The organism is Desulfobacterales bacterium (genome assembly GCA_034003325.1).
In the GTDB taxonomy this organism is placed as follows: domain Bacteria; phylum Desulfobacterota; class Desulfobacteria; order Desulfobacterales; family JAFDDL01; genus JAVEYW01.
This window is the reverse complement of the sequence record JAVEYW010000030.1, coordinates 1-22,052: the sequence shown is the minus strand read 5'-3', so window position 1 is coordinate 22,052 and position 22,052 is coordinate 1. Positions and strand designations below refer to the sequence as shown.

Here is a 22,052-nt window from a genome sequence, read left to right as displayed (position 1 = left end):
CCGCGGCACCGGCCCGTATGGGCAGAATTCTTCCCTTGGATGTAAAGAGGATCTCTTCCGGGATATAGGTGCACATATACCCGAAAACCCGTCCCCCGTTCGCTTTCCAATCGCGAATGAAAGGGTTGTTCATTCGGGTGGAAAGACCAGTCAGTTCCGATAGAGGACTCGATCCCGATTTCGTTGTTTCTGTTTGCGCACTCATTGGCAGCTCCTGATAGGAAACGCCTCTTTCCGCCGGATAGCAACCGTCGCGGGCGCTATCCGCGGATGAAGGCCGTTTTGTTTGGGAGCATTACCGGTTTGTTAACACCTCTGGATCACACGGTGTAGGGGCGGACCTGTGCGTGCGCCCATTGCCGTTGTAGGAGCTGACCTGCGTGTCTGCTCCTGTGAATCATAGTGTGCGCTCCCCGCCAAACCAGGGCGGACACACAGGTCCGCCCCTACGTTGCCCGCGACGCCATGGATTTCGTTTTCATTAACAAACCGGTAATGCTCCCTTTCGTTTTGAGGATACCGAACAACAATAGGGGCTTATTCTTTCGGCGACCCCATCACCCGCTTTACCATAAGATCCTCGGCATTCGCCGGCGGCTGTTCAATCTCATCTTTTCTCTTCATTGAAATGGCGTCGAAATTACAGGCTCCGACGCACACCCCGCAGCCGATACACCGTTCTTGTTTTAGCACCGCCACATCGTCCACAAGCGCCAGTGCGTGGACATGGCAGCTCTCCACACATGCCCCGCAACCGGTGCAGTCATCGGATGAAATTACCGCCAAATAATTGGATTTGGCCACCGCCGTTGGAAGTTCAAGCTCATTGATACCACGCAATCCGGCACAACAGCATCCACAGCAACTGCAAATAAAAAAGGAACCATCCTGAACATTCAGGGCATTGAGCACCAGCCCCGCCTCCCTGGACCGGGCCAACACCGCCTTGGCCTCTTCCTTGGTGGCGCGGCGACCGAACTTGTTTTCAGCAAAATAGTCTCCCCAGGCATCCAAATAAATACAGGTGTCCTTTACCGGTGCGTCACACCCTTCGCCAATCAGTTTTTTATTGGTTCTGCAGATACAGTCCGCAAGGGTAATCACCACGGCCTTGTCTATCAGCTTTTCCACTTCTTCATATTGATACACCGTCATCTCCGGCGTGATGGATTGATTGACCGGCAACACGCGCAGAATCGGCGTCTCGTGGCTGAAAAGCACCTTGCCTGCCTTTTCATCATAATACCGTTCCCAAAGTTTGACATCCTCTACGGATAGCCTTCCCACCTGAAACTCATAGATACCCGGTATCATCGCCACCAAACAGTAAAGAGGCTCTTCGGTGTATACCTTGAAAATAGCCCCCTTCCCGACCATGGCATCCAGAACCACTTTGAGATCCGCCGCATCCATGCCGGCCCGTTCCGCTATGACGACGGCAGGTTCCGGAATGCCGGAAAGATGGCTTCCGAGTTCCGCCTCTTCGGGTGTCATGAGCCGCTTCAGAATCTCAATTTCCACATTGCTTTGCGTTCTGGGTGACTTGATCGGCAGACTGTCTAATTTTTTCATGAACTTTTCGTAACTGTCCATCTTACCTCCTTTTTGCAGAAAAAAATCCCATTCTTCGGAATAGATAGCACCGATAAAGCAGCTGTTTAGTGATTTGATCAACTATTATATTGTATGAATAGAAAATTCAAGCAAGCTTTCCATAAATATCTAAGCGAACAGATTTTTATGAAAATTAGCATGCTGAACGGTGCATGTCAGGGGTATTGAAGTTACGGCGCGTTGACCTCAAACGGAATCGAAAAAGAAACCGCGATGGAACCAAAACTATGCGCATCTTCCTGTCCTTTAAACTCCTTGGTTCGAACCACCTCGGTCAGCGTGATGATGAGCCGCTTGTAGCCGATTGCAAACCCGCCGGCAACATCCGCAACAAAATAATTCTTATCAATGCTGTGGCTGTCTGCAAATGTGTTCCCGTCCAAAAAAATATCGCGGGCGATCGCCTTGCCGTTGGCTGCGGCAAAAAAATAGGCCGTAAATCCTTCCCCTATTTCCAACCGTGTGCTGCCGGCGGGCCGAATCAGCGATACGCCGAAGTCTTTTGGAATGCTCCAGCCGAGCCGCCATTCCAGGCCCGAGTTCAGATAGGTATGCACATTTCCCAAGGAAGCCCCCAGATGACAAATGGCGCTGTAGTCGATTTGATCTTTTTCCGGAACATGCAAAAGCCATTTGCGCTCGAAAATAGCCGCCAGGCCCAATTCATTCTCCAGTTGATGATCCCAGCCTTCAGGTTTGTTAATATCCCGTAACTCATGGACATATTTTTGGGTATCTTCCGCAAGAGATTCCGGCCCCACAATGCCGATCTGAATCTCAACCGTATCCATGGAACCGATTCTGCCTTCTTTTAGATATTTTCGATGGTAGGCGGTGGAAAAATACGTCCATCCCGAGTAAGGCCGATCATCCCTGATCAGATCTTTCCGGGTGATATCGTGCGGCGTATACATGTTTTGGCCCAACGAAAACTCCACCTTATGCGTATAATCCGGTGTCGACTCCTCGATAAAGGGAATTTTATGTAAAATTTCAAGTCCCAGTCGTGACAAGTTTTTTCGGTTCGCGTGCGGGGATAAATCCGGGGAAATCGCACTATATTTAACGCCATTGGTATAATTGCTGTCAGTCCCGTTGAATAAGTCATTTTCGAAATGAAGGGCATGCACCCATGGATTGCTCTTTTCGGCTGAACCGGAGGCTGAATGCAATATCAAACCAACAAACGCCAAAATGAAGATCCAGAATTTTTGACTCATCCCATCGCAGCCATTTAATTTATGCATCATGCGGCAATCTCAACTTTATCCTTTGTTTTGAAGTGAAATGCAACCTCGGCAATTGAACAAAAGGTTACACCCCATGTAACCCTTTGTAACAAAACCACCTGTCCCCCGATTTGTAATTTGCCAACCTATAGGAATAGCAACAAAATTAAAAATTGGCATCGAGGCATGATTCTTGCTTTTGCGTAAAGACAATAAGGTGATCTTTCTGTTGTTCCTATTTTTTAATCATTTATTCCGGAAGTTGATGTTTCCCGAGATGTCACCGAAACCTGAATTGTCGAGCTGAAAATGAATATTCATTACATTACCAAAACAAACCGCTCTGAAGCCGCTCATGTCGCGCGAATCATCCTCAATCTTTACAAAGAAGCCGTCACCATTCATGGCGGCATCGGGCATAATCAATTTGCAACAAAATTTGATGCCTTCAAATTCCTTCAATGCGAAATCGAACCGCCATTCCAGAACCAGATCGATTTGGATACCTGCTTGTTGCGCGAAGGCGCATCCATATCGCTGCTTTGCCGCCTATTTGACACTTCCATGGTGTCCGGCATGGAAGGTGGTCATCAAGACACCCTGTTGAAACAAATAAAGCAATCCCTGAATTCGGGCGCTTTTGACAACGTTTCCCTGGCAAAAGACGCCATCCTCTTCGCCTTTGTGGACAGGGATATTTTTTTGACAAAGCTTCGACTTGTTTATGAAGAGTATGTCTTAGGGTATTTTTATAAAATCGTATCGGCCCATAGCAAGCTATCCGACCGTCTGAAACGGCCGTTGCCCGCGCAATAAAAAGGCCGGCGCCTTTTGCGCTGCGATCGCACAGCGACCGGCCGATGACACCGCAACGGTGATCTCCGACAACCTGAATTCTTTTGAAACCCGCTCAAGTGATATAGAATTTCTTAAACCGGATAAAATAGTCGATACCGGAATAAACCGTCAATATCAACGCCAGCCACAAGAAAAACATGCCGACAATATGAAAGTCGATGCCGATATACTCATAATGAATCAATAGGGGTATAATGGCGGCGATTTGAAACCCGGTTTTGTATTTTCCCAGACTGGAGGCCGAAATATCTTCGCCTTTTCCCGAAATGATATTTCGAAGCCCGGTGACCGCGATTTCACGGCCGATGATCACGCAAACGATCCATGCCGGTATCCAGTTCAGGGAAGACAGCATGATCAAGGTGCAGGATACCAGAAGCTTATCCGCCACCGGGTCCATTATCTTGCCCAACTCCGACTCCATGCCCCTTTGCCGCGCGTAAAAGCCATCGAAATAATCCGTAATGGCGGCCGCGCTGAAAAGCAAAGCCGCCACAAACGCGCTAAACCCATTGGGAAACATGAGCAGAACCACAATCCCGGGCACAACGATGATCCGAAAGAGCGTCAACGTATTGGGGTGCTTAAGAATGTCTCTGATCTTATCCGAAGGCAGCATGTTCATCATGTTCCTACTTCTTGATTGCATTGGCAGTTATCAAGCTTGATCACCACGTCCTATTTTTTGGTACTTTCCCAGTCTTTTAGAAAAGCGGCAAGCCCCTTATCCGTCAAGGGGTGGGCCGCCAGTTTGCTCAGCACATTGTAAGGGATTGTCGCGATATCGGCCCCCATCAGGGCAGCTTCAAGCACATGCAGCGGATTGCGAACACTGGCGACGATGATCTCCGTATCAAAGGCATAATTGTTATACATTTCAAGAATCTGTTCGACCAGCACCATCCCGTCCTGCGCCAAGTCATCGATTCGCCCCACGAATGGGCTGACATAGCTCGCTCCCGCTTTTGCGGCCATTAAGGCCTGAAGAGGAGAAAAAACCAGCGTCACATTGGTTTTGATTTCTTCCTCGGTCAGTTGCCGGACCGCTTTGAGTCCATCAACCAGCATGGGAATCTTTACAACGATATTCTTATGGATTTTTGCCAGCTCACGGGCCTCTGCGATCATTCCCCGTGCGTCCGTGCTGATCACCTCGGCGCTGATGGGGCCGTCCACAATCTCGCATATTTCCTGAATGACCGTTTTAAAATCACGGCCTTCTTTGGCGATGAGCGAGGGATTGGTTGTAACACCATCCACCATGCCCATGCTGGTTGCATCCTTAATCTCTTCAATATTAGCGGTATCAAGAAAAAATTTCATTCCACTTCCTCCGGTTATTCATTCGCCTGATTGCGGCCGGCTATCGGCCGGCACGGTCAATCGGCTCTTATTATGTTCCTTTGTCATGCAATGCAATAAAACTATCGCGGCATTTTTCACTACAGAAAAATAATCCCGATGATGATCAATACCCGCATTCAAGGTCCACCATATGCTGATGTTTTTCATCCTTCAGTGCATTCAACAGTTGCCGAATGGTCCGCTGCATGACGGGATGAACGGTATCGGGGGCTATATCACAAATCGGTTTTAATACAAACCGTCTTTCATGCATTCTCGGGTGGGGAATGATCAGATTCGGTGCGCTCAGCACCAGATCATCATAGAGAATAATATCCAAATCAAGCACCCGCGGCCCGAAACGAACGGGGTTCTCTTTGCGGCCCACTTTTTTTTCCACCCGTTTGAGCGCATCGAGCAGATCAAATGGACTTAAAACCGTCTTCAATCGCAACGCCGCGTTAACAAACCAATCCTGATCTCGATAGTCGACCGGCTCGGTTTCATAAAACTGAGACGTTTTTTTTATGATCACCCCTTCGAGCCCGGATAGTGACAAAATGCCATTCAAACAATTGGCTTTTCTATCACCGATATTAGAGCCGATGGATATAAATACGTTATGCGGTTCCACCTAAATCTTCTTTCATTACGGGTTGTTACCTATCGACAAGCGGTAACAGGCACCTGGCGGGACAACAGGGGAATACCCCGTAGAGCCTACGAATCCCAGGCATCCGCTTCCATTTGCCCCGTATAAATGATTCGCGCATCGCCTTCCAGATGCACTTCGGAAAACATGCCGCCAGCTTCCCGAAAATGAATATCCAGCTGAACGCCGGAACGCGTTATCACTTTCACGGGTGATTGTTTTCCGAGCTTGAGGGACACCACAAGCGCGGCGGCAATAGCGCCCGTCCCACACGCCAGGGTTTCATCCTCCACCCCACGCTCATAGGTCCGAATGGCGATTGAGCCGTCAACCTGAGGCTCGACAAAATTCACATTGGTGCCGGCAGACCCGAATCCAGGATGAAATCGAATTTGCCGGCCGAGCCCCACCACATCCATCTCCTGCAATCTGGAAATCATCACGACCACATGCGGCACCCCCGTATTGACGCGGCTGATGGGCAAGGAATCCTCCAAAATAGTCACGGTATCGTAGAGCACCAAACCGGACGGGTCCGGCATTTTCACCCGGACGCGATCTCCGGTGACCGTGGCGGACACCAACCCGGCAAGGGTTTGAAATGTCATCTGCGGGCCGGTGATAGCGTTTAAACAGGCAAACCTTGCCGCACACCGCGCCCCGTTTCCGCACATTTCCGCGGCACTGCCGTCGGAGTTGAAAAAACGCCATTTAAAATCAGCAGCTTTCGAATTTTCCACCAAAATCAACCCGTCCGCGCCGACCGATAGTTTTCGACGGCAGACCAAAAACGCAAATTCATTTAATGGCATCACTGGCAGCACTGCAGATCGGTTGTCAATGACAATAAAATCGTTACCGGCACCGCTCATTTTATAAAACGGAATCGATTTCATTCATTTCCTTTCAGTTAAATGCCGGTCATTCGTATCATCAATTCGTGACGGACGCCAAAAAAACGGATCAGGGTTGAACAGCAAAAAGATTGGAATCCTCTCCCCGCTCTTCATCGGCACCGATCAAAACCACCTTATAGGTATGGCGAAACCCGGTCTCCAGCATATCGACATATTGCATCTTCGGCGCAACACCGCCAGGAATGCTTAATTTGGCGATCGGATCAAATTTAAGCGGACAATGGTCGCAATCTCCGTCCTTCAAGGCTACCCTGGACCGATAAACCACAACCGCCGCCGGTATCCACGCATTCTTTTTTTCCTTCGCCGGTATTGTCCAGGAAAGCGTCGCCTGGTCACCGGTTATCTTGCCGGTCAGATCACGCACCGGCGCCGGTAGGGTTTGTCCCGGCGCTACCGGCATGGCTTTTACCCCACATCCAAGGATAATCAGCATCAACATGCCGAGAAGTCCGGCCAAAATTTGGGTCGGCGCCCCAACCTTTCCGTGATTTAAATTCAACCTGTCCGCCTCCCCGCGGTTATTCATTTGAAGCACCGAACAACTCATCCAGGCAATGAATCAATGCATCCACCTGCGCTTTTGAGACAATGAGCGGGGGAATAAATCGAAGCGTCTTTTCCTGAACACAATTGATCAAAAAACCCCGCTCCATGCATGCCTTCACAAAGGGCGCGCCCTCGGTTTTCAATTCCATGCCCAGCAGCAGCCCCCGGCCGCGCACATCGGCGACAATCGGGTGCTTGGCCTTTAGCGCCAGAAGTTGCGCCTTAAAATACTCCCCCGTGGCCATACACTCAGCCATGAAACTTTTATCCGTCATAGCCTTCACCACTTCAACGGCCGCCGCCGCCACCACCGGTGTGCCACCAAATGTAGAGGCATGCGCGCCCGGCCCGAAGGCCTGCGCCACCGACTCGCGCGCCAGCATCGCACCCATGGGAAATCCATTGGCAAGGGCTTTGGCCAGCGTCATGATATCGGGTGTAACCCCAAACTGCTCATAGGCAAAAAGCGTCCCGGTTCTGCCCATCCCGGTCTGTATCTCATCAAAAATCAACAGGGTGCCGGTCTCATCGCACAACTCGCGCACAGCTCTCAAATAACCGGGCGACGGGCACCGGACGCCGCCTTCTCCCTGAATCGGCTCCAATAGCACCGCGCAGGTATTTTCGCTGATCTTTCCGCGCAACACCTCGATATCGTTAAACGGCACAAAATCAAACCCCTCCAGAACCGGCGAAAAGCCCTTTTTGATCTTGTCCTGCCCGGTGGCGGATAACGTCGCCATGGTCCGCCCATGAAACGATCGGGTCATGGCAATAATGTGAAACCGGTCGGATTGACCCTTTTCGTACGCGTATTTTCTGGCAAGTTTGATGGCCGCTTCATTGGCTTCCGCGCCGCTGTTACAAAAAAAGACCCGGTCGGCGAAACTGTTCTCGGTTAATAACGAGGCCAACACCACTTGCGGCATCGTATAATAAAGGTTCGATACATGAAGCAGCGTTTTTGCCTGTTCGGCAACCGCCGCCGCAATTTTCGGATTGGCATGGCCCAGGTTGCACACGGCGATGCCCGCAACAAAATCGAGGTACTGCCTTCCCTCGGTGTCCCAAAGCGTGCACCCCTCTCCACGCGCGATCACGATGGGAATCCGTTGGTATGTATTGGCGATTACCGTATCGGCCTGTTTGATAATGTCTTTGCTCATGGTATCACTTCCGTTCCGATTCCTTTTTCAGTCAAAAGCTCGAGTAACACCGCGTGCCGCTTGGTGCCGTTGATGATATGCACTTTCCCGACGCCGTTTACCACCGCATCCCGGGCGTACTCGATCTTGGGGATCATACCGCCGGAAATGGTGCCATTTTCAATCAGGCGAGAAACGTCCCCCAGCGGAATCGTGCTGAGAAGCTTTCGTTCCCCGTCCAGAACCCCGTCCACATCCGTTAAAAAAATCAATTTCATGGCCGAAAGCGCCATGGCCACATGACTGGCCACGGCATCCGCGTTGATATTGTAGGATTCCCCGTGCTCACCGGTTCCGACCGGCGCGATGATGGGGATAAACCCTTCACCGGCAAGCGTCTCGATCAGGCGCGAATTGATGCTGACCACTTCGCCCACATGACCTGGGTCGATGATCTCCGGCGGCGTATCGGCACTTTCCCGATGCACCATGCGAAGTTTTTTGGCCTGGATTAACCCTGCGTCTTTTCCACTGAGTCCGACCGCCTGCCCGCCCTCCTGATTCACACGGGAAACAATGGCATGATTGACCAGCCCCCCCAGCACCATCTCCACAACATCCATGGTTTCCCGGTCGGTCATTCGCATGCCTCGGACGAATTTGGGTTCAATCCCCATTCGCTCCATGACCTGTGAAATTTGAGGCCCCCCGCCGTGCACCACGACCGGATTGGCGCCGACATATTTCAACATAGCGACATCCTTCGCAAAATCTATTTTCAGCTGTTCATCCACCATGGCGTGTCCACCGTATTTGATCACGACGGTTTTTCCGGAAAGCCTGCGAATATGCGGAAGCGCCTCAATTAATATGTCCGCCACACTTTGGGTCATCGGTTGTCTCCTTGAAAATACAGCTCATAGCTCATAGCTGATAGCTGATAGCTGATAGCTGATAGCTGATAGCTGGTAGCTGATAGCTGGTAGCTGATAGCTGGTAGCTGGTAGCTGTTAGCTGGTAGCTGTTAGCTATGAGCTATCAGCTATGAGCTATCACCTATAGTATATACCGGCTCAAGTCTTCATTATCCTTGATGCCCTTGAGCTTTTCCGCCACAAACGCCGCGGTGATCAAGATGTCGGTATTGGGCGTGTCCGGCGCATCGAACAAAATATCCTCCAGCAGGCATTCCATAATGGTGTGCAGGCGCCTGGCGCCGATATTCTCGGTTTTGGCGTTTACCTCTTCGGCTATTTGCGCAATGTCGTTCACGGCCGCGTCTTCAAAACGCACCCTGACCCCTTCGGTTTTTAACAGTTCAGGATACTGGATCAGCAGCGCATTCTTCGGTTCTTTTAGAATGCGAACAAATTCAGCGGCTCCCAGGCTCTTTAGCTCCACGCGAATGGGAAAGCGCCCCTGCAGTTCGGGAATAAGATCCGACGGCTTGCACACATGAAACGCGCCCGACGCAATAAAAAGGATATGATCGGTTTTCACCGGTCCGTATTTGGTGGAAACGGTGCTTCCTTCCACAAGGGGTAGCAGATCCCGCTGCACGCCCTCTCTGGAGACCTCCGGGCCATGCCCCCCACCGCCCTTGCTGACGATCTTGTCAATCTCATCCAGAAACACAATGCCGGATTGCTCGACTTTTTCGATGGCCAGTTTAACCACTTTCTCCATGTCGATCAGCCCCTGAATCTCTTCCTGCACGAGCAAGCTCATGGCCTCTTTGACCTTGACCTTTCGCCGTTTCGTGTTCTTGGGCATCAGGGAGCCGAACATGTCCTTGAAATTGATTCCCATTTCCTCCATGCCCACATTGGAAAAAATTTCCACCACCGGCATGCTTCGGTCCGGCACATCCAAATCCACATAGCGCTCATCGAGCTTTCCGGCGCGAAGCATGGCGCGAAGCTTTTCGCGGGTTGACGCCCCGGTCGTTTCCACCTCGGGCGCTACGCTATCAGGAAACATTAAAACGTCGGACCCGTACTCGGACGCCGGCGGTGAAGGCGCTTTGGGCAACAGCAGATCCAGCAACCGCTCCTCCGCCATCTGTTGGGCCTTTTCGCGCACCGATTCCTGCTCGCGAACTTTAAGCATATTGAGGGTAACCTCGAGCATATCGCGAATCATCGACTCGACGTCCCGGCCCACATACCCCACCTCGGTAAACTTCGAGGCTTCCACCTTTATAAAGGGAGAATCCGTCAACCGGGACAGGCGCCGGGCGATCTCGGTCTTTCCAACCCCCGTGGGGCCAATGAGGATAATGTTTTTAGGCGCGATTTCATCTCTGAGCTCGGGCGGCACTTGTTGCCGACGCCACCGATTCCGCAGGGCAATGGCAACGCTGCGTTTGGCCTTGTCCTGGCCGATGATATATTTATCCAACTCCCTGACGATTTCTGCCGGTTTAAGATGACTCATAATAAATATTCCACGCTCAGTCTCCCTTTACTCAAGGGCCTCAATGGTTAATGTCTCATTGGTGTATATGCAAAGAGAAGCGGCAATTTTCATGGCCTCCCTGACAATGGGCACGGCCTCTAAATCCGCATGCCGCACCAGTGCGGTTGCCGCCGCCTGCGCCGCCACACCGCCGGAGCCGATGGCGATGACCGCTTCATCCGGTTCAATGATATCCCCGCTTCCCGAGATCAGAAACATGGTCTGGTTATCCGCAGCGATCATCATGGCTTCCAGTTTGCGAAGGTATCTGTCCATCCGCCACTCGCGGGCCAACTCAACGGCGCTGCGGGTCAGATTTCCGTTATACTGTTCCAGCTTTGCTTCAAACTTATCGAACAGATTCAACGCATCGGCCGTGGCGCCGGCAAACCCCACGATGATTTTATCGTTATAGAGCCGCCTGACCTTTCGGGCATTGTGCTTGATGATGTTATTCTGAAGCGTCACCTGCCCATCCCCCGCCACCACCATTTTGCCCTTATGCCGAACCGCCAAAATAGTGGTTCCGTGAAAATCCATCACCATATCGTGTCACCCTTTTCAAAAAATTTAACCGCGCCCGATAGTTCCAGCCCATTCCTTCTTCCCAACGGTTGCTTCCTTGGCCGTCGCCACAGTGAAAACGCGTCAATTTTGAGCCTTTTCACAAAACAGCTCATCATGTCGCGTTTTACGGCTCCCTATATAAATTAGCCGAGGTATTGCGTCAACCATTCTCGGGTATACCATCAATTATCCAAACCGTGTCACGTTACCCCTTTTCAAACGGATTGGCAAACGCACATTCCATAAGCGGTTAACCCAAGAATGCCGATCAAATGGATTGACGTCGATAAAAAAATGAAGTATCCGATCTTTCAATATAAAACAAGCAAGTTAACCTACGGGATCACTTCGGTGTTCGGAAAATCGCCAAAGGAAACCATCAGTTGAACCTATCATCCACCCGCCCGGAACGAGCCGACTTTTCCCGGCTGAAACTCTTCTTAGCGCTTTCCAGAACGTCCCACGGCGTGCTGGATATGGCAACCCCCGCCTTTGCGGCATTGTTGTGGTTAGGCGCTTTTCCCCCATGGCACATCATGGTACTGGGTCTGATAACGACCTTTGCCGGGTACACGGCCGTGTATGCCTTAAATGATGTGGTGGACTACCGGATCGACCGGGAAAAAATTCGTCAAACCGGCCTTCCCGGCCATGGTGGGGATCTGGATGCATTATGGGTCCGCCATCCCATGGCGCAAGGATTACTCAGTTTTCGGGACGGTGTCGTCTGGGCAGCAGGCTGGAGCGTGGTTGCACTGATCGGCGCAGCTTTGTTAAACCCGGTCTGCGTTATTATTTTTGTTCTTGGTTGCCTGCTTGAGGCGCTTTATTGCCTGCTGTTGAAAATCAGCCATTCCCGGGTAATCATCAGTGGCGGCGTCAAAACCTCCGGCGCCGTTGCGGCGGTTTTCGCCGTGGACCCATCGCCGGGCCTTGAATACCTCGTGTGTCTAATCCTCGTATTGTTTTTCTGGGAGATCGGCGGGCAAAATATCCCCAATGACCTGACCGATATTGAAGAAGACCGTGCCGTGAACGCCAAAACCGTCCCGGTAAGGTTCGGCTCGAATATCTCTCTTAAGATCATTCTGGCCGCGCTTTCTTGTGCCGTCATAATGACGCCGGTTTTGTTTCTGTTTTCCAACGCGCCATTTGAATTTTCCTATCTTGTCGCAGCCGTAATAACTGCAGGGTATTTTCTGATTTTCCCCGCTGTTCGACTGGGGCAATCCAAGAGAATGGTTGACGCCATGGCGCTTTTTAATAAGGCCAGTTATTTTCCATCGGCAATGCTTTGCATTGTGTTGATCAAGCTGATGATATAATCACCGGAAACGGATAAGGATATTATGAAGACATTTCATCCCGAAGCATTAGCGACCTGCGACGGCCAAAACGGCCAACCGGTTTACATCGCCCATAAGGGGCGCGTATTTGATGTGACCCACAGCAAATTATGGAAAAACGGGCTTCACATGAAACGCCACCACGCGGGCAGGGATCTGACAGCGGACATTCTGGCAGCGCCTCATGGCGAGGAAATGCTCGCTCGCTACCCGCAGATCGGTATTATCGGGCCCACATCGACCGATGAGGACGTCAAAATTCCGGCTTTGCTTTCCCGGTTGCTGAGAAAGTTCCCCTTTCTCAGGCGCCACCCCCACCCCATGACGGTGCACTTTCCGATCGTGTTTATGACGGCGGCCCCGGTTTTTACAATTTTGTATCTGATTACGGGCGTGGCTTCGTTTGAAACCACCGCCTTTCATTGCCTGGGTGCCGGCATTCTCTTTACGATAGTGGCTATTTCGACCGGCCTCTACACATGGTGGCTGAACTATCTGTCAAAGCCGACCCGGCCCGTAATGATTAAAAAACGGCTGTCTTCAGTCATGCTGGTTGTTGCCTTTATTGCTTTTTTTATGCGCATTACGCATCCAACGGTCCTCTGTGAATTTAACGGACTTCGAAGCGTGCTCTATTTATTGCTTCTGCTGGCGCTTCTTCCCATGGTAACGATCATCGGATGGTTCGGCGCACAATTAACATTTCCGCTTGAAAAAGAGTAAGACATTTGATTCAAAGGTGGGCTTACACGAGAATTTATTCGGTCCTAAACTGTATTTTCCCAGCATTGTCGAAGTTTTTGCCATCCTGGAAAAAAATCTGAATGAACAGATATGGGGCATCATGGCCTTTACTGAGCATATCATATTATATTTGTTTTATTTTTTTTATTGTTACCCAGTGGCATGGCATTTGCTCGAAAAATACCAATTGCCGTTAGCCGCTCACCGCTATGCGTTCCTATCGGCATTTCATGGAATTTATTTGTTATTTGGTCACCGGCAATCATACGCCCAAAAGCTGTTGCCGAAACATCAGGGTCGGTTTTTAACGAACAACTAATTGTGTGCTCTCGAAGGAGGAAAATGAATGAAAGACTCAATGGTATCGCTTGTGGTTACAACCATAATGGGAGTGCTCCTCTTAATTCCGAAATTATCCGGCGCTGCGGATTTAAATCAGGAAGAAATCTTAAGACAGCTAGAAATGTTGAAAAGCCAAATTCAAGCGCAGCAGGCGCATATCAATAAACTGGAATCGATGCTAAGCGAAAAGGCGGACAAAAAGGCCGAGGAGAAAGATGGGTCTAAACCGGCCGCTGCCGTTACACTCAAGAACACGGTAATTGATGGATTGGAACTTTCGGGAGATCTGAGAGTCCGTTACGAACTCCGGAATTTAGACGATCCGAATGGCCCCACGGATAATCGGGATCGATTCCGTCATCGCGTTCGCCTCGGCGGCGTATGGAAAAATAAAACCGAAAACTGGGAGGTCGGCGCCGGTTTGGCTACGGGCGGATCTGATGCCACCAGCACCAACCAGACCTGGGGCGAAACCTCCGATTTTGAAACCGGCGATATCCGGTTGGATTATGCCTATGCCAAACACAAAATCAGTGATTTTGCCTTTACGCTCGGTCAGCAAAAAAACCCCTTGCTCGGTTCCTGGGTCATTTGGGACGGCGATGTCCGGCCGACCGGACTAACGGCACAATATGCACACAGCCTTGGCCTGTTCGCCACGGCCGGTGCCTACAACGTTCGTTATTATATCAATAGTAACGGCAAAGGCGCCAATACCGCCATGCTGTATGCCGGTCAACTCGGCTATGAGCAAAAATTCGGGGACATCTCAGCGGTAATCGCTGCCGGATACCAGCAGTATGACAGCGTTTTCAGCAACCATGAAGCACCGAATCCCGATTATGATTTCCAAGTCGGCGACATCTATGCGGAAGTTACCGTTCCCATCGGCATGGTGGAACTTGCCTCCTACGCTCAGATCTGGCAAAATTTTGGTGTTGACGGTCCGGTCGGATCGGGCCAACAAGGAGGCGCGCTGGATCCCAATGATGAGGACCTCGGCTGGATTGTGGGGCTGGAAGCAAAATTAATGGCGTTTACTTTGGGATATTCCTATGCCGTTATTGAGGCAGATTCTATTTATCGGGGTCTGATCGATGCGGATTTCGGCACAGGCCTTAACGGTACGGATGTGGAAGGCCATAGGCTGTCCGGATTTTATAACCTGACCAAAAACTGGTCCGCCGGTGTCATTGCCCAGTTTTTTAAGGCAGAAGAGCGTAAGCAAAAAGCAGATGCGGATCTCTATCAAGTGGACGTTCAATACAAATTTTAACCAGTACCCTCTCAATTCAATGCTGTTGAATCATAATGTGTGCCCTGGCGGTTGTTCCGGCACTCAGTCATGATTTGAACATTCACCATCGAAAAGTAAAAAAACGCGGGGACCCCGGATGTCAGCCTATGACACCGGCACCCGCGTTTTTTATGTGATCGCCGCAGGCATCACTTCACCCCCAGGTGAATCACCGAAATGCCGTTGGTTTGCCGCCGAAAGTTGACGTGATTAAATCCGATACGCGATAAAATATCGCTCAACTCATCGGGCATGGGAAAGGTTCTGATCGATTCGGGCAGATGCGTATAGGCATTTCGGGATCCGGCCATCAACTCGCCCAGCAACGGCATGATATGGAAGGAATAAAAATCGTAGAGATACCGGAACCACCGATCGGTCGGCTTGGAAAATTCAAGGCACATCAGCTTTCCTCTGGGCTTCAATACCCGGTACATCTCTTCAAACCCTTTTTCCATGTGCGTCACGTTTCGAATGCCGTAACCAACCATGGCGGCATCAAAGCAATTATCCGGGAAGGAGAGTTCCTCGGCATTTCCTTCCACGGCGGTGATTCTGCGCCCCATCTTCGATCGCGCGATTTTATCCCGGCCGGCCGCTATCATGGCCCGATTGATATCATAAATCGTCACCGCTCCCCGGGTGCCCACCTTTCTGGCAGCCAACAACGCCAGATCCCCTGTGCCGCCGCACACATCGATCACCCGATCTCCGGATCGAAGCCCCATTCTGTTCACCGCCTCGCGCTTCCAGATATGGTGAATGCCGAAGCTTAACAAGGTATTCATAAAATCATATTGTTTTGCCACCGAATTAAAATGCCGCAGCACCCATCGGGTTTTCTCATGTTCCGGTATGCGCCGATACCCGAAAAAGGCCTCCGGCTCAGGTTGCCCGTGTTGCGCTTTCCGGAACTTATCCCCCATGTCGCTCAACCAAAACTTCTTTTTGCCCATCATCAAAACGCCACTCCTTTTTCAAAGGCGAAAAATTCAATACCGCTACTACAGCCAACGCCATTCGCTGATATCAAACTGAAGGGGAAATATCCACTCTAATCCGGCAAAGCCGGATGCTGGAAGGCGAGAAGGCTTGGAGGCCAAAGACCTTTTTCAATGATGCATTTTATTTCGTGCTGGTTTCTGATAACGGGTCCAAACCGGTTATCTGAGATCATAGCGGTTCCCCATGATCGCGATCCGGCCTGGCTTGAAAAAAAAGCGGAAATTATTTATAAAGGGGCAAAAAGCCCACTTTAACTGAACAGGGAGATCACACTTGTGAACAAAGCCTACAAATTCGACCTCTTACCAGAAACATGTTCGAAAAAGCGTGTATCATTGGAGAAGGTTGTTAACTGCCAAGCATCCCAACATCCCAGCCGCCCAGCTTCCGGCTTTGCCAGGTTAGGTGTTATGTTTCTAATGTTGCTATCTTTTACATTTTTCAAAAGCGGTCATATCACCGCAGAAACAACCGCCTCACCCCCTTCCCCGTGCGACATACACCAGCGGGCCTGCACGCAACCGCTTTCCGGCGGCGTTGGAACAGTCACGCTGAATATTGCGCCAAAACCAGTAAAAGCAATGGCGGATCTGACCTTTACGGTCCAACTCGCCGGCAATTCCTCGAAAGCGCCTCTCTATATTGATCTTGACATGCCGGGCATGAAAATGGGGCAAAACCGGGTCGAATTGAAACAACATTCGGACGGATCTTACACCGGAAGCGGGGTCATCGTCCGTTGTCCCAGTGGTAAGACCTTATGGCAAGCCACCGTCACCGTGCCCGGCGCGGGAACGGCCGCCTTTGTTTTTAATGCCGTTTATTGAGCCGGGAATGCTGTTCTGGACTTTTTTCATCACCGGATTTTCGGTAGGCTTCGGCCACTGCATCGGCATGTGCGGTCCCATTGTGGTATCGCTGTCTTTGAGCCTGAAAGAAAAACCGCTGTGGCTGCCGCATCTGCTTTATAATGCCGGACGCGTTACCACCTACGGCCTCTTGGGCACGCTGATGGGATTTACCGGCTCATTTACGGGAACAGCAGCCCGATTGGCTGGCGTGCAGCAATTTGTGATGATTTTTACCGGTGTTCTCATCGCGGTAATGGGCTTAATGATGGGGGGATGGCTCCCCATCGGACGACTCTTTCAGGACAATTGCGACTCTCCGGGATTTATTCAAAAGGGATTTCAAAAACTCTCCCACACATCTTCCCCCGCGTCTTATTTGCCGCTTGGGTTGTTACTGGGGCTTTTGCCGTGCGGACCGGTTTATACCGCCTTGATTGCCGCCGCCAGAGCCGGCATGGAAAGTTCATCTCATTGGCGAGGGGCGGTGACCGGCATGAGCCTCATGGGTGCTTTCGGCCTCGGCACCATTCCGGCCATGCTCCTGGTCGCCCGCCTGGCGAGTATGGGCTGGCTGACCAAACGGCATTTGCTCTATCGCTTCAGCGCAATGATCATGGTTCTCATGGGCATTATTTTTATTTACAAGGGCATTCGATGGTAGATCGCCCGCACAACTTTTCAGCTTTCAAACTATCAGCCATCAGCTATTAGCTATCAGCCATCAGCTATCAGCTATCAGCTATCAGCTTTTCACTGATGCACGCCACACTCTTTTTCGTACATGATGTCTGCCGGAAGGTCCTTCCTTGCCTGCTCGCGATTCACCAGAAAGTCGCAGCGTTCGTTTTCAGCGATTCCGGCATGGCCTTTCACCCATTTAAACACCACGTCGCGCTTTTCGGTCAAAGCAAGCAATTGCGCCCATAAATCGGCGTTTTTGGCTTTTTCGGTCGGGGTCCGCATCCATCCCTTGGCTCGCCAGCGTCTGGCCCACCCTCTGGTGATGCCGTCCACAACATATTTTGAATCGCTATGCAAGATAATCGGACCGTCATGCGCCGACTCCCTTAGCGCCACAATACAGCCCATCAACTCCATGCGGTTATTGGTCGTCAGGCGATAGCCACCGGAAAATTCCTTCCTCCGGCCCTTATAAAGCTGCACCACCCCATAACCGCCGGGTCCGGGGTTTCCAAGACTTCCGCCATCGGTGTAGAGAATCATGGCATCCGTCGAATTTTCACGCTGGCTCACGGTTCGCGGTTCACGCACTGGAACCTGAGATGCTGCGGGCCGACAGGTCGTCAGGTGCTGCTTTTCAGCAAGCCACTGCTCGGCTTCCTCGCGCGTGAGAAAGCCTTTAAACACCGCACGGGGAAACCCGTCCACCTGCTCAAAAGCGCCCCCATTGCCAAACCAGGTAGTAAAAATACCCTTTTCCCGTCCGTTAGCAACCGCATAGAATTTTTTTTGTGACATGCCAAAACGACCTAAACAATATAAACCGCTGATGACCCGAGATATGAAATAGACCGAACCAATGGTCTCCGTCTCACCTTTTGGCATTTATGGCCGGCTTCGGTCAACGTAATTGTTCAGGGCGTTCGAGAGCAAAAAATTAAGCGAGCCAGATCAGAGCGAGTTTTTGTTCTTTGAAATAACGTTTGATGGCGTTAACCAGCAGTGGGGACACCGCCAAGAAGCGTGTGCGACAGGTCTGTTTGAGCGAAAATATCTATTCCACCCACCGGTCGCCTCTGTCGCTTTGAGTACCTATTACTGCGCTTTCTCCACAGCACGCCAATTGGCCAAAGGACAACAGCGACCTTCAAAATACATGGAGGTGACATCGTGGAGGGCCAGGGTACCGTTTGCAACGGTGCCTTCTGGCCAATGCGTTTTCAATAGCCTCCTGGCCCTCAAAAAGCCAATGCATAGCCCCGAGCATATCGTCTTCATCAGCTTCCCTGAAATCCAGCTCTTCGCCCAGGCTGAAAAAGGCGGTTAGTAGTGCCAAGTCCCTTAAGGTGGCCAACTTGGAGACAGGCTCGATTATGCGAAAAACGATCATTGTCAGTATAAGTGACAGCTGTCTGCTTTTTTGGGTGCCTACACAATTTACGCCGGGAAATAGTCAGATATTCTGCTCTACACTTTGCGATAGGGAACATAAATTGGTTCCCACATGCACCCCTTCACATATGCTTTCAGGTCTTTCTCGTGCAATCGATGTTTGGCATCCGTTTTGATTATTTCTTTCAATACTTCAAAGGTCACATGTGCAGATATTTTTCTCAGATCCTTTATCGGAGGGAAAACGATCCCTTTTTCCATATCGGCGTGAGAAACGCATTCTGCCAGCGCATAGGAGGCTGTGGTAAACATATCCATGGTGATTTCTTTTGGCTTTGATAGAACCGCTGCGAATCCAACGCCCGGGAAAATAAACGCATTGTTTCCCATAGCAATTCGGCAGGGGCTACCCTCATGGCAAACGTTATCAAATGGGCTACCGGTGGCCACGATGGCCCGTCCGTTACTCCAGGCGTAGACATCGTCCGGGATTGCTTCACAATTGCCGGTCGGATTGGATAATGGAAAAACAATAGGGCGGTCGGTATATGTCAGCATCTTCTCGATATGATTCTTTTGAAATGAGCTCTTGACGCCGCAGACACCAATGAGGACGGTAACTGGCACATGGTCGATAAGATCCGCTAAGGAGAAATTCGCGGAATGCGCCAGCCCCCAGGAAGCCGCCATGTCCAATGGTTTTGCAAACCGCCTTTTGTACCCTTCGAGATTTTTCCTGTCATTAAAAACCACGCCGTGGGAATCCAGAATGAAGATTTTCTCTCTGGCGGAGAGGTAACTGCAGCCCTCCTTGATCAAACCGGCGTAAATCTGTTCGGCAATACCGACACCGCCGGCGCCGGCGCCATAGATGGCATACACCTGATCTTCAATGCGTTCTTTTTTTATTTTGACAGCATTGATCAAACCCGCCAAAACCACCGCCCCGGTCCCCTGTATGTCATCGTTAAAGGAGGGAATCCGCCTTCTATAGGTATTAAGGTTGTTAAATGCGTTTTCCTTGCTAAAATCTTCCCATTGTAAAACCGCTTTTGGAAATAGCCGACTTACTTGGCTAACAAATTTTTCGATAAGAAGCTCATATTCCTTTCCGCGAATTCGCTTTCGGGGGAAAGCGATTTTGTCCGAAGTCTGCCTGCTGGATCCGCCGGTATTGCATGCCGACAACGGCGGCCCACAAAAAGGCTTTACCATGAGGGCCAAGCTCGAAGACCTGGGCGTAACACCGTCCTATAGTCGCCCACGGGTGAGCAACGATAACCCATATTCGGAGTCCCTTTTTCGCACATGTAAATATCGCCCGGAATATCCGAGAGCCGGTTTTGCAAACATCGAGAAAGCCCGTCAATGGGTCAGCAGTTTCGTCTGCTGGTACAATGAAGAGCACCGTCATAGCGAAATCCGGTATGTCACACCGGCCTAACGCCACAGAGGAGAAGACCTGGAAATTCTGTCCAACCGCCGCAGGGTTTACCAGCTGGCGAAACAACACCGGCCCGAACGGTGGTCCGGAAAAACCCGCAACTGGGATCGAATTGAGCAAGTATGGCTCAACTGTCCGAACGATGCGGAAACCCGATTCTCAGCGGTTTCGAAAGCTGCATGAGGAGAATAATTTTTCAAAGATCAATAGATAAATTGAGATGATGACAATCATCTCTTAGCTGCCAGAAAAGCCGGAAGCATAGGCAATGTCAAGGGCGCGGAGCTTCGCGGAGCGTTTATCTCGACCCTTGATATTGCCTATGCTGGAGGCTACCCCAAAGTTCATCGTGGGGATCGCCTCCGCAATTAGAGAAGTTTTTTTTAAAATATGCGACATCTATCTTGAAAAACGGCGACACCCTACACAGGCGCTTAAAATGATATCGGCACAGTCTTGTTAAGGCCTCCAATTACATGCTCCAAACTTGATCTATTGTGTGCTCTTATAGCAGCAATAGCTTCATTCGAATCTTTCGTCATAAAGGCCTTAAAAATCCGTCTGTGCTCTTTAATTGCATTCTTAATTCGCTCATCGCCCAGATAATTCGGCCCGGATTTCAAGGCGAGCCTTTCCAAAAGGTTTCTTAGAACTTTTAAAATTACAGTCTGATGACTATATTCTGCAATTTTTAAATGATATTGCATATTCTTTAACATATTGAGTCTACGAGATTCCACTTCGGTAAATGTTTTCTCATACTCAGCAATGGATTCCTTAATATATATTAAATCTTTCTCTCTTATATTTTTCATAATCGCCGGAACAATCGCCACTTCAAGGGCCTCTCTGGTCTGATATATTTCCGCGACCTCTTTCTCTGTAATCTTGCCAACAAAATACCCCTTATGGGGCTCATAGTATACAAGCTCGGTACTTTCTAATTTGTTCAGCGCCTGAATAACAGGCGTTAAGCTCATATGTAGTTTTTTCGCAAGATCCCCGTAAACCAATCTCTGTCCAGGTGCCAACTCTTTGTAATAAAGCATATTCTTGATGGCATCGTAAGCTTCTTCTACGGGTCTATTTTTTTGATCAATTGAACTGTTTTTGATATTTTTTTCACTAACCACTGGTATCATATTTCACCATCATTTTTGACCGTTATATGTTAATTCTAAGTTGCGTCCCCATAAAAATACTAATATATATAAAGTCACATCCTTACCCTTGACCAGTTTGGGGGTGGTCATTGATAGAATGGCGCGCCAGGTAGATGCCGCTCCGTGGAAGCATTTGAGAAGCGTAGGGGCAAGCACCACCAGTTTATATCGGTTGACAAAGAAAAAACCTTTCTTGCACCTAGCTTTGAAAAGGCCCACCAAGGTGGTGTCTTGATCGTCCCACTTATCCATTCCCTCTGTGCCAATGAAAGGTGAGACACCGACCTTGCCTATATGACTCTGAGAACGATTTCCGCTATATTATAAACAATGCCGTTTCCTTAAGGAACTTAAATGCGTTAATACTTTAAAAATACAATCTGTTATGCTATAAATACATTGTTCTTTTGTATCAGTAAAAAATTCAAAAAAAGGAGAGAACAATGCTCAAAAAC

The 22,052-nt window shown here is 50.1% G+C and carries 23 protein-coding genes and 1 pseudogene; 7 read left to right on the top strand and 17 right to left on the bottom strand.

The window, feature by feature from the left end; translation table 11 throughout:
• The 3 genes from RBT11_20145 to RBT11_20135 all read right to left on the bottom strand — a co-directional run.
• The coding region (locus RBT11_20145) for a hypothetical protein (protein MDX9789097.1) at positions 1–205 on the bottom strand (205 nt) is incomplete at its 3' end.
• 332 nt (positions 206–537) lie between these two features.
• Complete coding sequence (locus tag RBT11_20140; GenBank protein MDX9789096.1) at positions 538–1,593, bottom strand: 4Fe-4S binding protein; 1,056 nt, start codon at positions 1,591–1,593, stop codon at positions 538–540.
• A gap of 191 nt (positions 1,594–1,784) precedes the next feature.
• Entirely contained in the window at positions 1,785–2,864 is a 1,080-nt protein-coding gene (locus tag RBT11_20135; protein MDX9789095.1) for a lipid A deacylase LpxR family protein, read from the bottom strand.
• A gap of 288 nt (positions 2,865–3,152) precedes the next feature.
• On the opposite strand from RBT11_20135, the gene RBT11_20130 reads away from it, so the two are divergent.
• Positions 3,153–3,659, top strand: coding sequence for a hypothetical protein (locus tag RBT11_20130; protein ID MDX9789094.1), 507 nt, complete (start codon positions 3,153–3,155; stop codon positions 3,657–3,659).
• Positions 3,660–3,753: 94 nt separating this feature from the next.
• Here RBT11_20130 and pgsA read toward each other — a convergent pair whose 3' ends face one another.
• From pgsA to hslV, 9 genes are all read right to left on the bottom strand, one after another.
• Positions 3,754–4,329 (bottom strand): CDP-diacylglycerol--glycerol-3-phosphate 3-phosphatidyltransferase, encoded by a 576-nt coding sequence (pgsA, locus tag RBT11_20125; protein MDX9789093.1) that lies wholly within the window; start codon positions 4,327–4,329, stop codon positions 3,754–3,756.
• A 50-nt stretch (positions 4,330–4,379) separates the two neighbouring features.
• Positions 4,380–5,024, bottom strand: a complete 645-nt coding sequence (gene fsa, locus RBT11_20120; GenBank protein ID MDX9789092.1) for a fructose-6-phosphate aldolase — start codon at positions 5,022–5,024, stop codon at positions 4,380–4,382.
• 145 nt (positions 5,025–5,169) lie between these two features.
• A complete protein-coding gene (gene folK, locus RBT11_20115) occupies positions 5,170–5,679 on the bottom strand; it encodes a 2-amino-4-hydroxy-6-hydroxymethyldihydropteridine diphosphokinase (GenBank protein MDX9789091.1) in 510 nt (169 codons plus the stop codon).
• Between the two features lie 86 nt (positions 5,680–5,765).
• On the bottom strand, positions 5,766–6,593 hold the full coding sequence (gene dapF / locus RBT11_20110; protein MDX9789090.1) for a diaminopimelate epimerase: 828 nt from the start codon (positions 6,591–6,593) through the stop codon (positions 5,766–5,768).
• A gap of 67 nt (positions 6,594–6,660) precedes the next feature.
• On the bottom strand, positions 6,661–7,143 hold the full coding sequence (locus tag RBT11_20105; protein MDX9789089.1) for a hypothetical protein: 483 nt from the start codon (positions 7,141–7,143) through the stop codon (positions 6,661–6,663).
• Entirely contained in the window at positions 7,136–8,329 is a 1,194-nt protein-coding gene (locus RBT11_20100; protein MDX9789088.1) for an acetylornithine transaminase, read from the bottom strand. Before RBT11_20100 ends, RBT11_20105 begins: the two co-directional genes overlap by 8 nt.
• Positions 8,326–9,201 carry an acetylglutamate kinase gene (gene argB / locus RBT11_20095; protein MDX9789087.1) on the bottom strand — a complete coding sequence of 292 codons (876 nt, stop codon included), beginning with the start codon at positions 9,199–9,201 and terminating at the stop codon, positions 8,326–8,328. The genes RBT11_20100 and argB overlap by 4 nt, the downstream gene beginning before the upstream one ends.
• Positions 9,202–9,364: 163 nt before the next feature.
• Positions 9,365–10,744 carry an ATP-dependent protease ATPase subunit HslU gene (gene hslU / locus RBT11_20090; protein ID MDX9789086.1) on the bottom strand — a complete coding sequence of 460 codons (1,380 nt, stop codon included), beginning with the start codon at positions 10,742–10,744 and terminating at the stop codon, positions 9,365–9,367.
• A gap of 27 nt (positions 10,745–10,771) precedes the next feature.
• Positions 10,772–11,311, bottom strand: coding sequence for an ATP-dependent protease subunit HslV (gene hslV / locus RBT11_20085; GenBank protein ID MDX9789085.1), 540 nt, complete (start codon positions 11,309–11,311; stop codon positions 10,772–10,774).
• A gap of 404 nt (positions 11,312–11,715) precedes the next feature.
• Here hslV and RBT11_20080 point away from each other — a divergent pair, with 404 nt between their 5' ends.
• From RBT11_20080 to RBT11_20070, 3 genes are all read left to right on the top strand, one after another.
• Entirely contained in the window at positions 11,716–12,657 is a 942-nt protein-coding gene (locus tag RBT11_20080; protein ID MDX9789084.1) for a UbiA family prenyltransferase, read from the top strand.
• 24 nt (positions 12,658–12,681) lie between these two features.
• Positions 12,682–13,401, top strand: coding sequence for a cytochrome b5 domain-containing protein (locus RBT11_20075; protein MDX9789083.1), 720 nt, complete (start codon positions 12,682–12,684; stop codon positions 13,399–13,401).
• Between the two features lie 367 nt (positions 13,402–13,768).
• A complete protein-coding gene (locus RBT11_20070; GenBank protein ID MDX9789082.1) occupies positions 13,769–15,040 on the top strand; it encodes a putative porin in 1,272 nt (423 codons plus the stop codon).
• Positions 15,041–15,210: 170 nt separating this feature from the next.
• Here the strand turns inward: RBT11_20070 and ubiE are convergent, their stop codons facing one another.
• The gene (ubiE, locus tag RBT11_20065) at positions 15,211–16,020 is read right to left on the bottom strand and encodes a bifunctional demethylmenaquinone methyltransferase/2-methoxy-6-polyprenyl-1,4-benzoquinol methylase UbiE (GenBank protein ID MDX9789081.1); all 810 of its coding nucleotides are present in this window, start codon (positions 16,018–16,020) and stop codon (positions 15,211–15,213) included.
• A 456-nt stretch (positions 16,021–16,476) separates the two neighbouring features.
• On the opposite strand from ubiE, the gene RBT11_20060 reads away from it, so the two are divergent.
• Both RBT11_20060 and RBT11_20055 read left to right on the top strand, forming a co-directional pair.
• Entirely contained in the window at positions 16,477–16,893 is a 417-nt protein-coding gene (locus RBT11_20060) for a hypothetical protein (GenBank protein ID MDX9789080.1), read from the top strand.
• A gap of 7 nt (positions 16,894–16,900) precedes the next feature.
• Entirely contained in the window at positions 16,901–17,578 is a 678-nt protein-coding gene (locus RBT11_20055) for a sulfite exporter TauE/SafE family protein (protein ID MDX9789079.1), read from the top strand.
• A gap of 89 nt (positions 17,579–17,667) precedes the next feature.
• Here the strand turns inward: RBT11_20055 and rnhA are convergent, their stop codons facing one another.
• Both rnhA and maeA read right to left on the bottom strand, forming a co-directional pair.
• Complete coding sequence (rnhA, locus tag RBT11_20050) at positions 17,668–18,396, bottom strand: ribonuclease HI (protein ID MDX9789078.1); 729 nt, start codon at positions 18,394–18,396, stop codon at positions 17,668–17,670.
• Between the two features lie 669 nt (positions 18,397–19,065).
• The gene (gene maeA / locus RBT11_20045; GenBank protein ID MDX9789077.1) at positions 19,066–20,205 is read right to left on the bottom strand and encodes an oxaloacetate-decarboxylating malate dehydrogenase; all 1,140 of its coding nucleotides are present in this window, start codon (positions 20,203–20,205) and stop codon (positions 19,066–19,068) included.
• On the opposite strand from maeA, the pseudogene RBT11_20040 reads away from it, so the two are divergent.
• A pseudogene (locus RBT11_20040) lies at positions 20,132–20,617 on the top strand (integrase core domain-containing protein). The gene maeA and the pseudogene RBT11_20040 overlap by 74 nt on opposite strands.
• A 251-nt stretch (positions 20,618–20,868) precedes the next feature.
• On the opposite strand, the gene RBT11_20035 reads toward RBT11_20040, so the two are convergent.
• Together RBT11_20035 and RBT11_20030 are read right to left on the bottom strand one after the other, a co-directional pair.
• Positions 20,869–21,576 carry a GntR family transcriptional regulator gene (locus tag RBT11_20035; protein ID MDX9789076.1) on the bottom strand — a complete coding sequence of 236 codons (708 nt, stop codon included), beginning with the start codon at positions 21,574–21,576 and terminating at the stop codon, positions 20,869–20,871.
• A gap of 9 nt (positions 21,577–21,585) precedes the next feature.
• Positions 21,586–21,849, bottom strand: a complete 264-nt coding sequence (locus RBT11_20030; protein ID MDX9789075.1) for a hypothetical protein — start codon at positions 21,847–21,849, stop codon at positions 21,586–21,588.
• Positions 21,850–22,052: the final 203 nt, after the last annotated feature.